This is a genomic window from Paenibacillus sp. FSL W8-0426 (assembly GCF_037969725.1).
Classification (GTDB): domain Bacteria; phylum Bacillota; class Bacilli; order Paenibacillales; family Paenibacillaceae; genus Paenibacillus; species Paenibacillus hubeiensis.
Window position 1 is genome coordinate 5,991,040 of record NZ_CP150203.1, and the last position, 13,578, is coordinate 6,004,617.

Annotated in this window: 15 protein-coding genes; 6 read left to right on the forward strand and 9 right to left on the reverse strand. The window is 50.4% G+C overall.

The genetic code is table 11. From position 1 onward, the window contains the following. Positions 1-299: 299 nt before the first annotated feature. The 4 genes from MKY59_RS27170 (at position 300) to MKY59_RS27185 (ending at position 3,660) form a co-directional block, all read left to right on the forward strand. Positions 300-1,076, forward strand: a complete 777-nt coding sequence (locus MKY59_RS27170) for an ABC-2 family transporter protein (RefSeq protein WP_339274715.1) — start codon at positions 300-302, stop codon at positions 1,074-1,076. Continuing rightward, entirely contained in the window at positions 1,073-1,873 is an 801-nt protein-coding gene (locus tag MKY59_RS27175) for an ABC-2 family transporter protein (RefSeq protein ID WP_236420478.1), read from the forward strand. The genes MKY59_RS27170 and MKY59_RS27175 overlap by 4 nt, the downstream gene beginning before the upstream one ends. 21 nt (positions 1,874-1,894) lie before the next feature. Continuing rightward, complete coding sequence (locus tag MKY59_RS27180; protein WP_339278486.1) at positions 1,895-2,863, forward strand: ATP-binding cassette domain-containing protein; 969 nt, start codon at positions 1,895-1,897, stop codon at positions 2,861-2,863. Between the two features lie 119 nt (positions 2,864-2,982). Continuing rightward, positions 2,983-3,660, forward strand: coding sequence for a succinylglutamate desuccinylase/aspartoacylase family protein (locus MKY59_RS27185; RefSeq protein WP_339274717.1), 678 nt, complete (start codon positions 2,983-2,985; stop codon positions 3,658-3,660). Positions 3,661-3,771: 111 nt separating this feature from the next. Here MKY59_RS27185 and MKY59_RS27190 read toward each other — a convergent pair whose 3' ends face one another. From MKY59_RS27190 to MKY59_RS27220, 7 genes are all read right to left on the reverse strand, one after another. After that, entirely contained in the window at positions 3,772-5,298 is a 1,527-nt protein-coding gene (locus MKY59_RS27190; protein ID WP_339274718.1) for a glycoside hydrolase family 32 protein, read from the reverse strand. A gap of 44 nt (positions 5,299-5,342) precedes the next feature. Then, positions 5,343-6,170, reverse strand: a complete 828-nt coding sequence (locus MKY59_RS27195; RefSeq protein WP_339274720.1) for a carbohydrate ABC transporter permease — start codon at positions 6,168-6,170, stop codon at positions 5,343-5,345. Continuing rightward, positions 6,170-7,054 carry a sugar ABC transporter permease gene (locus tag MKY59_RS27200; protein ID WP_339274722.1) on the reverse strand — a complete coding sequence of 295 codons (885 nt, stop codon included), beginning with the start codon at positions 7,052-7,054 and terminating at the stop codon, positions 6,170-6,172. The genes MKY59_RS27195 and MKY59_RS27200 overlap by 1 nt, the downstream gene beginning before the upstream one ends. A gap of 177 nt (positions 7,055-7,231) precedes the next feature. Beyond that, entirely contained in the window at positions 7,232-8,554 is a 1,323-nt protein-coding gene (locus MKY59_RS27205; RefSeq protein WP_339274724.1) for an ABC transporter substrate-binding protein, read from the reverse strand. 118 nt (positions 8,555-8,672) lie between these two features. Continuing rightward, positions 8,673-9,653: a LacI family DNA-binding transcriptional regulator gene (locus MKY59_RS27210; protein WP_339274726.1), complete on the reverse strand. Its 981-nt coding sequence runs from the start codon at positions 9,651-9,653 to the stop codon at positions 8,673-8,675. 90 nt (positions 9,654-9,743) lie between these two features. Continuing rightward, positions 9,744-10,178 (reverse strand): FixH family protein, encoded by a 435-nt coding sequence (locus MKY59_RS27215; RefSeq protein WP_339274727.1) that lies wholly within the window; start codon positions 10,176-10,178, stop codon positions 9,744-9,746. Between the two features lie 22 nt (positions 10,179-10,200). Next, positions 10,201-10,650 carry a disulfide oxidoreductase gene (locus tag MKY59_RS27220; protein WP_339274728.1) on the reverse strand — a complete coding sequence of 150 codons (450 nt, stop codon included), beginning with the start codon at positions 10,648-10,650 and terminating at the stop codon, positions 10,201-10,203. A 221-nt stretch (positions 10,651-10,871) separates the two neighbouring features. Here MKY59_RS27220 and MKY59_RS27225 point away from each other — a divergent pair, with 221 nt between their 5' ends. After that, positions 10,872-11,081, forward strand: a complete 210-nt coding sequence (locus tag MKY59_RS27225; protein WP_339274729.1) for a hypothetical protein — start codon at positions 10,872-10,874, stop codon at positions 11,079-11,081. Between the two features lie 30 nt (positions 11,082-11,111). Here the strand turns inward: MKY59_RS27225 and MKY59_RS27230 are convergent, their stop codons facing one another. Both MKY59_RS27230 and MKY59_RS27235 read right to left on the reverse strand, forming a co-directional pair. After that, complete coding sequence (locus MKY59_RS27230) at positions 11,112-11,471, reverse strand: phosphotransferase (RefSeq protein WP_339274730.1); 360 nt, start codon at positions 11,469-11,471, stop codon at positions 11,112-11,114. Positions 11,472-11,546: 75 nt separating this feature from the next. Further along, positions 11,547-12,209, reverse strand: coding sequence for a DinB family protein (locus MKY59_RS27235; protein WP_339274731.1), 663 nt, complete (start codon positions 12,207-12,209; stop codon positions 11,547-11,549). A 196-nt stretch (positions 12,210-12,405) separates the two neighbouring features. Here MKY59_RS27235 and MKY59_RS27240 point away from each other — a divergent pair, with 196 nt between their 5' ends. Then, positions 12,406-13,518 (forward strand): hypothetical protein, encoded by a 1,113-nt coding sequence (locus MKY59_RS27240; protein WP_339274733.1) that lies wholly within the window; start codon positions 12,406-12,408, stop codon positions 13,516-13,518. The last annotated feature ends 60 nt before the right edge of the window (positions 13,519-13,578 follow it).

Genomic DNA, 13,578 nt, shown 5'->3' on the forward strand with positions numbered 1-13,578 from the left:
CCTTCTCTCTTGCCGGATTGGTGATCCTGCATTTTTTCTCCAATGACATGCCCGGCTTGTTATTTTTGGGGGTTAATCATTCATGGTGTAAACGATTACGGCCATACCCTTCCAGTATATAAGAACAGACCTGCCGCTGTCTTGCCGGCCATCGCGGAAGCGCTTCATAAATACCGTATTTTTCTAAAAAAATGTCTTGCTCGTGAAGGAATAAATTGGTATGATATTGTCCTTCTCTCTTTTTCGCCTTGACTGAAGTGAACGGAAACGCCGTTCAATACACTTATCGGAGGTGTCACATGCTTTATCTTACGTTGGCTTCCAAAGCCTACGCCCGAAATTTGCAATACCGCGGGGCCCACATGGTTCACAACCTGGCAAGCGCCATGTTTGGGTACATGTATGCCTGCCTCTGGATCGGGATCGGGGCCGATCATTCACTCGGGGAATACGGGACACAGGGGATGGTCAGTTACATTGCGTTTACGCAAGCTTCCCTCTGGATCTCGGGTTTCATGACTCAAGGCCTCGGCATACCGGCTGCGGTCAGGACAGGCCAGATTGCGCTCGACCTGATGCGACCGGTTCACCTGTTCACCCAATTGGTGGCTCGGGAATGGGGCCAAATCGCCTACCAGTTTTTGTACAAAAGCATCCCCATCTACCTGCTCTTCACCATTGTTTTCTCCCTGTCATGGCCTTCACAGGCCGAAACCCTGTTTACTGCAGCAATGGCTCTCGCCGGTGCGTCCTACCTGTCGATCTGCATGAATTACCTGATCGGGGCCACCGCGTTGTGGACGACCGAATCATCGTGGCTGCAATGGGGCAACCATGCCATGATCAATCTGCTGGCCGGATTTTTCATCCCGCTGGAATGGCTGCCGGACTGGCTGGAACGTGTTGCATGGCTGTCGCCTTATCCTTATTTGTTATATGTACCCACCCGAATCTATCTGGGCTATGAAACCGGCTCCCTGCTCTGGGGAACCTTGTTTTGGTGCGTACTTATGACCGGGTCCTGTCTGCTTGCCACCCATTTGCTGCGGCGCAAGGTGGAGGTGCAAGGCGGATGAAAAAGACATCCTGGTTTTCGTTATATACCATGCTCATTCGGGCAAGCATCCGCAGCCGGATGCAGTACAAATTCAACTTCATCCTCGCTTCTGTCCTGGCCGCGCTGATTCAAATCTGCGAATTTCTCATGGTCGCCCTTGTCCTGCACAAATTCGGTGCTATTCGCGGCTGGTCGCTGCATGAAATCGGATATCTGTTCGCCATGATGACGCTGTCCAAAACGCTCTACCGCTCCTTCGCAAACGAAGTGCATCACCTGGAAAAATACCTGGTCGGCGGCGAATTAGACCAGCTGTTAACCCGGCCCATGCCCGTTCTCCTGGCGCTGCTTCCGCAAAACTTTCGCATTATGGCCGGCGAGGTGCTGCAGGGCGGTTTCATTCTGTGCTGGTCGCTCGCCGGCATGATGCAAAACGGACAGATTGGATGGACGGCCATCCCGCTATCTTTGCTCATGATCGTTACCGGGGCCGTGATCCTGTTTTCCATCGGTCTGGCGACCGCCACCCTTGGATTCTGGACGACACGCATCGAGGAACTGCAAACGATTACCGAGGATGCCGCACGTACGGCGGCGCAATACCCGCTGACGTTGTATCCCAAATGGATGTCAGGCTTCCTGCTGACGGTCATTCCCGTCGGTTTCGTCAATTACATTCCTTCGCTCTATCTGTTGCGGGGACAAGGAGGAGCGTGGGTATTGGCCGCTGTCGCTGCCGTTGCCGCAATCTGTCTGGCTGCCAGCCTCCGCTTCTGGAAATTCGGCATGACCAAATACCAAAGCACGGGAAGTTAAAGGAGGACATCTGCCATGAACATGATTACGGCAAACCAGTTGCAAAAGGAGTTTCGAACGCCAGTCGTGAGCGAAGGCCGCTTCTCCGGCTTGCGCACCCTGTTTTCAAGACAGTATCGCACCAAAGAGGCTGTCCGGGATATCAGCTTTGAGATCGCCCAAGGCGAATTTGTAGGGTATATCGGGCCCAACGGTGCAGGCAAATCCACCACAATCAAAATGCTGACAGGCATTCTTCACCCCACATCGGGGGAAGTTTTGCTGGCAGGCATGAACCCTCATCGCGAGCGCCGCAAAAGCGTGCGTCGCCTCGGCGTTGTATTCGGTCAGCGCAGCCAGCTCTGGTGGGACCTGCCGGTGAAGGATTCATACGACATTTTGGCTGAAATGTACGGGGTTCGTGCTTCCGACAAAAAACGGCGGCTGGACCAGTTCGCGGATCTGCTGGATCTGGAATCTTTCTGGGCTACGCCGGTCCGCAAGCTATCACTCGGACAACGCATGCGGGCCGATCTGGCCGCCTCCATGCTGCATGATCCGGAGCTGCTGTTTCTCGATGAACCCACCATTGGGCTCGACGTCAACGCCAAACGAAATATCCGTCAGTTTCTGAAAACATTGAATGAAGAATTCGGCAAAACAATACTGCTCACCACCCACGATATGGATGATATTGAGCAGCTGTGCAGCCGTGTCATGGTCATCAACCACGGCCAGCTTACGTATGACGGCAGCATTCCGGCACTGCGTGACACGATTGGCCTGCCTACGCTGATTCAAGTCACCTATCGCAATGGGTTCCGCAGGCCGCATACGTTACCTGCTTCGATTCACATCGCCAATGTGGAGGAACGGGTTGTCACGGTGGAAGTCAATCGGAAGGAATGGCGCACGATGGATATTCTGAAACAGCTGGAGCAATGGGGAGAGATTGAGGACGTCGAGATGAAGGAACCCGACTTCGAAGACGTAATCCATCGCGTGTACTGAGCTATATCACAAGCGTTGTTCGGCGGAAGCCCGATCTGGTCAAATTAGGCTTCTGCCTGTTCATTTGCCGTTTCGAACATGGGGGACATGACGTACTGTAGTAGTGGAGGTGAAGCGTCATGTTGGTCACAAAACATAGACTTGCGGCATCTACCCCCTATGCCACTCCCTACTATATGGTTAGAGCAGCCAGGCCGGGGCCGGTCATGATGATTACTGCAGGCATTCATGGAAATGAAACGGCGAGCATGACGGCCGCGCAGAAACTGGTAAACGATTGCGATACGGAAAGCGATTACATTCGGCGCGGGTTGTTGATTGTCGTTCCACGGGTGAACCAACAGGCATACAGTCGCAAAATCCGCGGCAAACCGGACATGAATCGCACCTTTCCGCGAAAAAAATCAGGCAAAGCGACTCATCCACTCGCTTCAGCGCTATTCAAGCTTGCTTTGAAACATCACCCGGACTGGTGGCTTGACCTGCATGAAGCGAATGGATTATCCCAATTAAGCCGAAACGTGCTTGGACAGACACTCATCACCAATCCAGGAAGCAGCGCAATTCCTGCCTGCAGAAGGGCGATTCAGCGAATAAACCGGACCATTCCCAGACGTGATCTGCATTTCAACTTAAAGCAGCACGAATTGCCGGGGTCTGCCCGTACCGCAGCAAACCTGGTCCTTCAGGCACGTTCCGTGACCGTTGAAACGTGCTGGAGTCTGAAACGTTCGGATCGTATCCAATATCAGTCGGAAATGCTGCATCACTTCCTTAAGGAAGCTCGCATGATTTAAATCTAAGCATGGCGAAACCGCTGCGCTTTAGCGTAACGTTTGTTCAACGATAAAACCACCGTCTCCATAACTATGGAAAGCGGTGGTTTTTTGAATACATGCGATACCTATTTAGATATTGAACTCCAGATTCCATTTGCAAAGCTCTATTTGCATGCAGGGTCCGACCGAGAAAGCCGAGATGCCTGTGGCATCCGGACCAGGATAGATGCGCGCCGTCATCACCTGCTCTCCCCCCTGAATAAATACTTCAACCGAAGAGACGTCCACAAAAATTCGCAATTCCAATCGCCCCTGCTGCAATTCAACCTGCGTTGCCCGTTCTCCACCTGGGCCGCTTCCAGCTCGATCCCGATTAAGGGAAAGCCTCTGCCGTTCCACATCATACGAAATAACCGTTTCCTGTCCGTGGCCTGTGCGCAGCTTTAATCCAAACTGCTCGGCTTGCCCGGCTTCAAACACAGCATGCAGTTCGTAACAATTCCCATGCATGCCTGGATCACATGTCCCATCCAGCGAGGTACGGTACTGCTCCATGCCTTCTGCACGATAACGCGTAAGCTCCGCGACGGGCATAAAATGCAATCGATCGCCCTTCAAGACAAGCTCGCGCGGCAAGGTCATTGCTCCAGCCCATCCGTGCCCTTGCTGCGTGGGTATATCCGTCTCCCAAGTTTCCATCCAAGCCATCATAATCCGGCGTCCTTGCTCATCCACCATCGTTTGGGGGGCGTAGAAATCAAACCCGCAATCCAGCGGATGGTATTGTTCATAGTCAAGCACGCCTCGTTCCACATCGAGGGAACCAACCATATATACTGTGGAATGCAAATTCCGATAGTTGTCCATCTGGGCCGGCATCCGCTGAGGTGACATGATTAGGACGTCCTTGCCACCAAGGGAAAACAGGTCGGGACATTCCCAATTGTCCCCAAGCGTTCCATCACTTTGCGCCAAAACGTTCACATAGCTCCATGTCTCGAGATCGTCAGAACGGTACAGCAGAATGACTCCCTGCCCTGCCCCATCATTCGAGCCCAATACGCAATAATAGCTGGCATCGCGCATAAACACCTTCGGGTCCCGGAAATCCTTGGAGCTGGTATGCTGCGGAATTTGATCCACACGGATGACCGGGTTCAGCGGGCTTTTGACGAAATCAATGCCATTGTCCGATACAGCCAGATTTTGCGTTTGGATATAATCGTTCTCTTTGTCGGGTCCAGTTACGACATGTCCGGTATACAGGAGCACCAAATTCCCATCCTTCACAATGGCGCTTCCAGAGAAGCACCCTCCGCTGTCGTATGTCTGATCCGGAGCGAGCGCAATCGGCAGATAGGACCACTTCACCAGATCCTTACTTACGGCATGTCCCCAATGCATCGGCCCCCATACTGGCGAATATGGGTAATGCTGATAGAAAACATGATAGAACCCGTTGTAATAGATCATCCCGTTAGGATCGTTCATCCACCCTGCTTCGGGCATCAAATGATAATTGAGCCGGTATGTTGGGTCGATATGGCTGCGCTGGTCCGCAATATATCCATCGGCTTTCTCCCGCGTGTACCTCGGTTGTTCGTTCGCCTGCAATGGGCCAGCCCACGCTTTCTTTTCAGATGATTCCTGATTCATTAGCCTTCCACTCCTGTCTCTCTATGTGTATCAACAGATCATCGTTATTTGATGGAGCCTTGCATTACTCCTTGAATGATATACTTTTGGGCAAACATATACACGAGCAGCACGGGCAGCAGCGTCAGCACCAAACCAGCCATCAGTGGCCCGTAATCGACCGTGTAGGTGCCATAGAAGTAAAACGTAGACAACGGCAGCGTCCGCTGCTCGGATGAAGTCAGCACCAGGGACGGAAGCAAAAAGTCATTCCATATCCATAACACATTCAGCACCGTAATCGTCACGCTCGTTGGTAAAAGCACCGGCAGTACGATTTTGAAAAACGTTTGAATCCTGCCGCAGCCATCCATTAACGCCGCCTCTTCCAATTCGAGAGGGATGCTTTTGATGAAACCGTGATAGATGAAAACCGCCAGCGGGCTGCCAAAACCGATATACATGTAAATGAGGGACCATTTGTTATCCAGCAGGTTAAGCGAACCGTAAATTTTCACCAAGGGGATCATAATCGCCTGGAAAGGGATAATCATCGCAGAAACCATCAGAAAAAAAAGGTACTGGTTAAGCCGGCTTTTATGCCGAACGAAGTAATGCGCCGTCATTGCCGCGAGCAGGGCAATCAGCACCACTGCGGTTATCGTGATCAGCAGCGAGTTCCCGAATGCGGATACATAACCCATTTTAGTGAAAGCACTTACATAGTTATCCCATCGAAAGGCGGACGGCAATCCCAGCGGATCGGACGTAATGACCTGGTTTTCCTTGAACGAATTGATGATCAGCAGCAAAAAAGGAAACACAAACAGAACAACGGCGATCACTAATACTAGAAATTTGCTCCAGGAGATGATGCGTGATTGTCCTGCCATTATGCCTCAACCTCCAGTTTTTTGCTAAAGTAGACCTGAAGCAGCGTAACGGTGGCAACAAGTATAAACAGCACAAATGCCTCCGCCTGGCCCAACCCGTAATCACGCGCCAGAAAAGCCTGTTCATAAACGTGCATCGAAACCATTTCCGTGCTTTTGAAGGGGCCTCCGCTCGTCAGTGAAACGTTAAGGTCGTACACCATGAAACCTCGTTGAAGGGAAAGAAACACACATACGATAAAAGAGGGAACCATCAACGGCAATACGATGCGCATTAACATTCTGCGGCTGCCAGCGCCGTCAATGCTCGCTGCTTCCATCACGTCCTTGGGCACATTCATGAGCCCCGCAATATAGATCACCATCATGTACCCTGCATACTGCCACACCGTAACAATCACGAGTGCCCAAAAGGCTTTGTCAGGGTCCGCGAGCCAGGAAGCGCCAAACAGCGCGATGTTCAGCTTTTGTCCGGCGAACACCAGCACCTGATTGAAGATAAATTGCCATATGAATCCCAACACAATGCCGCCGACCAGATTTGGAAGGAAAAATCCCGCCCGGAACCAGCCTTGTCCCCGCATTCCCCGAGTAACGGCATAGGCCAGCAAAAACGCGACGGCGTTGGTCAGCAATACGGTGATGAACACATATTCCAGCGTCATGGCAAACGAAGTCCAGAACACCTTATCCTTGAATACGCCAACGTAATTCGCCCAGCCGACAAAACTTTGCTCCACGGCGATGCCGTCCCAGTTGGTAAACGTCAAATAAATACCGTATAAAAAAGGAACAATCATCACAGTAGCAAAGGCCAGCAGCGTGGGGCCCGTAAAAACAAGTCGTGTGCGCAAGCGCGCCCACATTCCTTTTTCGGTCAGCATGGTCATCCTCCATCCACTTCCGGTTTTGAATGCCGTTTTTTCGGCCGGAGGCCCAAACAGGTTTGGATCATCATTCTTTCCCTGGGGCACTCCGGCTTAACGGCTGTATGTTTAGCCATGCGTCAGAGTCAGTGCAGTTCAAGTGCCTCGTCTCACCACAACTTTTCCCTGTTACGATTATTTCACGTTTGTCCAGTAGGACTGGATTTCCTTCGCAAGTTCGCCCCGATCAATGACATCCGCCAAATACTTCTGCATGGATGCCCCTAATTTGGACCAATGATCTGCCGGCAGCGTACTGACGGATTCCTCGATCTTGCCTGCTTTGATGTATTCGCTAATCGACTTGCCCAGCGGATCATTGGGTTCAAGGGTGATGTTTTTGAACGCCGGAATTACGCTCGCTTGATTGACCAGAAAATCCTGTCCTTTGTCCTGATAAACGATCCAATCAAGGAACTTCTTGGCGGCGTCCTGCTGCGCCGGAGTGCTCTTCTCTTTATCAATCAAAATGCGCTTGGACACGGCTGCGGAAATTTGTGTGTTGCCGAAATCCTCTGGATTGTTGCTTACAGGAACAGGAAGGAAACCGTATTTTCCATCCGCGGTATCGAAGCTGTGGATTTGCGGCCAAGCCCAGTTTCCTTGGAACCAGAGGCCCACTTCGCCTTTCCCTAAAACTTCGGGTCCGCGTTCATATGTGCCCGAAAGCGGAGACGCTTTGTCGATATTGTAGGTTTTCATCAAATCAAACGTATCCATAAGTCCGTTAAAAACCGCATTCGAAGCAAGATCGACCTGTCCTGCCTTGAGATTGGCGATGAATTGCTGTACCTGAGCCTGATCCGGCGATTGGCCTCCGTAGGCCAGGCCGAGATAATGCGCTCCAAGCGACCAGTCCATTGGCGAAATGATAAGCGGCGATTTCCCGGAAGCCGCGATCTTTTGAAACAGATCATCAAGCTGTGCCGTTGTCTGGATCGTTTGCGGATCGAATGTTCCGCCTACCGCCTGATCAAGCACGTTCTGGTTGTAAATAAAACCGTATCCTTCGATGGAGAACGGAAAAGCATAATTTTTGCCATCGAATGTCGTCGTTCCCGTGCTATTTTCCACAGCATCCTTCATCCACGTTTCATTCGTTAAGTCAAGGACGCGATCCTTGAATTTCTCGACATCCCCGGTGTCCAGCATCATCATCGTAGTCGGGTTGCCTGAAGCATACAGTGCCGAAGCCTTCTCAAAAGGGGATTGGCCGTTTCCTACAGGCACGATTTCCAACGTAATCTCCGGATGATCTGCATGAAAATCCTTTGCAGCCTGCTCCAATTGGCTGTTGATTTCAGCTTTGGAATTCAACAGGGTAATTTTGACAGCGCTATCAGAAGAAGCACCATCGTTGCTTTCAGTTCCTGTCTGCCCACCGCCGCAAGCTGATAGCAAAATCACCATAATTAATGATAAAACCGATAACTTCATCCATGTCCGCTGTGTTTTCATCTGTCTTTTGCCCCCGTTCGTCGAATTAAAAAGGAACCGCTTACAAAACCGATTATAGTGTCAAAGGTTTGACATGTCAATCGTTTGACATAAATAAAAAAAGAAAAACAACCTCGTCTCAGGTTGTCTCTCGTTCTACCATAGTCACAGGCAGGATATGTTCCATTTCTATCTCTTCCTCAGCCAATTGCTGCTGGATCAATTGAACCGCAAGCTCCGCCATGCTCTCGATCGGCTGCCTTACTGTCGTAATCGCCGGGACGACATACTCCGCTGCCCGAATATTATCGTAACCCACGATGGCAATGTCCTCAGGAACTTTTCGCCCATGATGCATGATCTGTTTCAATGCATGAATAGCCATCAGGTCACTGGTAAAAAATAGCCCATCGACCTCCGGATGGCCGACAAGAAGCTCTTCGACAAGCTTTGTGTATTGCTGCTGGCTAAACACGTTGAGATCGGTTTGATGAATCATGGTTGGGTTGATCCCATGGGCCTTCAAGGTATCCAGAAATCCCGTCGTTCGTCGATTGGATAGCATCTGCAGCTCCAGATTGCCGCAAATGTGGGCCAAATGCCGTCTGCCTTTAGAGATCAGCAGTTCGGCAGCCATCACACCTCCCTGGTAGTTATCCGAGGAAATGAAGGGGATATGCGCTCCGATTTGCCGGTCAAAGGTAACGATGGGCGAATGAAGATTCATATACTCGTCCACCTCAAGCGTATGGCTTCCCATAATAATGCCGTCAACGCGGTTTCCTTTGAGCATTTCCACGTACTCACGCTCTTTGGCAGGGTCCATGTGGGAGTTGCACAACATAATCTTGAAGCCGTTCTGGTAGGCGTGGTACTCAATAAAGCTTGCGAGTTCGCCAAAAAACGGATGCGAGACGTCTGGAATGATCAAACCTATGACGTTGGACTGCTTGCGCAGCAGCGAGCGGGCAATCTCGTTCGGACGGTAATTCAACTCGTCCATGCACTGATACACCTTGTCGCGTGTCTTCTGACTGATATAGCCCCGATTGTTCAATACACGGGAAACCGTCGTTACGGAAACCCCTGCCTTGAGCGCAACGTCATGAATTGTTGCCATAAAAACCTCTTTTCTACTGCAATTTCATAATGTAATTATACAACCATCCTCGCACACAAACCCAATCTTCGTCCTATTCGCTGTACATCGTCATTCGACGATAATCTTTTTCTTCGGCATGCTGTGCATGGCGCCATGCGTGACATGAACCTGTACGATATACGTCCCCGGCTCTTCGAATGTATGCTGGATTTCATATAAGCCCTTGTCCACTTCCATAGCATCCAGAGCCCCCAGTTCTTTCAGGTCCTCCGCAGTCATCAAGGCTTGCTCGGGAGCACCGTCAAGCTCGTTCCACACCTGGAACTGGACGTGATCCGCCGCCTCAACAGGCTGCCCGCCCTGCGTCAGTTTAATTTGCAGCGCCACGGGCTCTTGCACGGTTGCTTTCTCAGGCACCACAAACTGGACCTTGATCATTTCCGGCATCTCGTTCGTCGCCGCATTTTCCGAACCGGTACACCCCGTAACCAATGCGATTAGTATCGTGAGAACAGGTACTACCCATTTGACTTGTCCGAACATCCATGATCCGTCCTTTCCCGAATTAAGCGGATTTCGATGTTTTGCCGATGCCCCACAGCATCACGGTGATGATCATAAACGCAATGAGTGCCAGCAGCGGAATCGTGATAAATCCGAACCAGTTCAAATAGTCGGTATAACAAGGAATTTGTCCGCAAGCCACGGCGCTGCCTGTAGCCGAGTACACTCGCTGAATCACGACATGGTACAAGGAGATGCATCCTCCTATAATGCTTAGTGGCAGCACGTATTTGCCGATTTTGAAATCGTCCTTGAAGTAGGCAATGCCCAGCACAATCGTTAGCGGGTACATAAAAATACGCTGGAACCAGCATAGATCACATGGAATAAATCCTTTGATTTCACTGAAATACAGGCTGCCTCCTGTCGCAATGACCGAAACGGCCCAAGCCAAAAACAAACGTTTGTCCGCATGTTTCGCAGAGTGCCCGGTTGCGGATGGTGTACTCATCCCATCTGTCCTCCCCCAAAAATGTGCTCTTATCGGATAATCATACAATAATCACGGCGTTCATGGCTATTCTTGGCATGTCCATCCCGGCACACGCATGATTAGTATACCAAACATTTGAATATTTTGGATATGAATCTTACATCCCATGCCATCCTGGGGTACAATCATATCAAGGCCTCACGCCTTGGCAGAATACGTTCTTCAATGGAGGTTGTGCCATGACGATGCTTCCCTATATTTTGATCGTAACCATCGCCCTGTTCGGTGGAATTGCCACGCTGATGATCGGAAATTCCAAAGCCAATCAGAAGAGCAATCCCGAATATGGTCGCAGAACCAGGCAAAACTTAAGTCGACTGACGTATGTATATATAGGTGCCGTGGTCTTTGGCATAGGCGGGCTGGTGCTGTATCTCGTTAACGGATGATTCCGCGTTGGTAATCTCATCAAGGTATTTTCACACCAATAGCGATTTATACTCCTCCAATATGTTCAACTGCCGTTCAATGTAGGAAACGTTAGGGGCACTCATCCCCTGCTCCATTACAAGCGCAAGCATTCCGCGCAGCAGCCATAGGTGCAACTGCTCAAATAAACGTCGGTTGTCCCACACCCCGTGCTCCTGCGCGTATCCTCGTTCGAAAAGAGAGAGTGACTTCTCCATCTCTGTTCTTGAAGCGGTTAAAGGGATGCTCGAAGTAATCACCGCTGCCAAATCAAAATGGCGATCCCCCATCCTTGCTTCCGCCATATCAATAATGAAAACATGCCGCTCAGTAAATAATAAATTCCATATTCCCAAATCACCGTGGATCACTGTCTCTCTATTAACGGAAAGCTTCTAATTGCTTCAATACATCCGGTTGAGCAACCACATTATTCCCTCATTTCCTCATTCACGTATCCTTGATGATTTGTTGAGATGTACAAAATGATGCCGCGTCGCCGGCATCATAAACAATCCGGCTACGGTCAGATTGCCCCAATAATCCAATAACCAGTTGTTTTCCGGCAGTACGTCCCCCATTTCCGACAATTGGCTCAAATGTGCAGAAGACACTTTTCGTCTAAAGTCTGCTGCCGACAATTCCATCACAATCTCGCGCGTACGTTTGCCGACAGCAGCTCGGTACGCGCGCAAAGAGGGTATATCCACTACGGAACTCAGGTGCACAAGCTGTTCAAGCGACATTCCATTTCCGGTATCGCGGACGTTCAAATGCATGGATTGCATCCACAAGTCACTATCGATAACCTGCTTCATCTGGGCCACCAGCACATTCATGGTCATGTCTTCGATCCGGGTCGAATGATAAATATGCCATGCGACCGAGTTGGCTCCAGAAGCCGGGACATGTCGAAACCGGTTTTCAGTCATATGATCCAGTACTTCATCTTCAAAAGACCACGCAGCCCCATCTCTGCTTCGAGCCGAATGGACAGCCCCGTGCTGCAAAAGCAACCATTCCCGCGCATTCTCGTACTGTGCGGGCTTCGCCAACATGGACTTAAGCTCTTTTTGCCGCTGATTCCATAACTTCCGATCTTCAAGCACATGGATTCCCCCATCTTTATGACATTCCTTTCCAGGGATCATTATACACCTTGGCATTCTGCGGATGGATGATGAAGTTTACAAGTTGGATATAATTCAGAATTATTCTGGATATCTTCCGTGAGTAATATATAGCCATAAGGGACAGCGAGCCCGGACATCATAATCCACTACATCCATAAAGGAGCGTTATATCATGAACAAAAACATAAAAAAATCCGCAGCAGCCGTCATGGTGCTTGGCATGACATTAACCGGGGCGGCAGGCGTATTCGCAGGCACGCAATTGGAAAAAATCTCGGCATACCTCAACCACGGCATCAGCTTCAACGTAAACGGCTCGGCCTACACGCCAACGGACGGCAGCGGCAACAAACTGGCACCGATCACCTACAACAATTCCACCTACCTGCCTGTTCGCGCGCTTGCCGATGCACTGCATGTACCTGTATCTTACGATAGCAAAAAAGGTCAGGTTATCATCGGCGAAGCTGCGAATGCGGAATTGACCTCCGTTTCTTACAGCGCAGCACAAAAACAAGCCATTCAAAAAGCATTTGCACAATTCGCCGGATTCGAAACGGCCTATGCTCCTGAGCAAATGATTGCCGGCGATACATTCAAAAGCGTTGGCGCAGGCGGAGACGGCGTGAACTTTGTGTTCGCACACATGAATGTTTCCATCTCTCCCAAAGATTACTCTTTCGATTACGAGGGCAAAACGGTTACATTGGCAAACGGCGTATCCGCCAAATGGTACACGCCTTCGGATACAGGCATGCTGACATTCAAACTGGATGATCGGTATGTGACGCTCAGCTCGCCGGATCACAAATTGACCCAAGCCCAACTGGAGCAGGTTGCCGTGAACGTCAACAAATTGGGCAGTAACAGCAATAATGGTTCCGACCAGGGTATCGCCGCTTATGCTGATGTAAACTACAACAAGTCCCAAGTCTCCGCGATTCAAAAAGCATTTGCGAAATTCCAAGGTTTCGAGACGGCTTATGCTCCGAAGCATATGGTTGCAGGTGACCAATTCAAAAGCGTCGCCGCTGGCGGGGACGGTGTAAGCTTTGTGTTTAACCACATGAAAGTGGATGTTTCGCCGAGAGATTACGCTTTCGACTATGACGGCAAAACCGTCAAACTGCCCAACGGCGTATCCGCCAAATGGTACACTCCCGACAAAACGGACATGCTGACGTTCCAATTGGATGACCGGTATGTAACACTCAGCTCGCCGGACCATTCCCTGACCCACGCCCAATTGGAGCAAATGGCCGCAGCCGTTCAAAAACTGAAATAATTGGCACGAAAACTCTGAAAATGAGCATGGGTAATATACCTGTTTTCGATAGAACAGGGG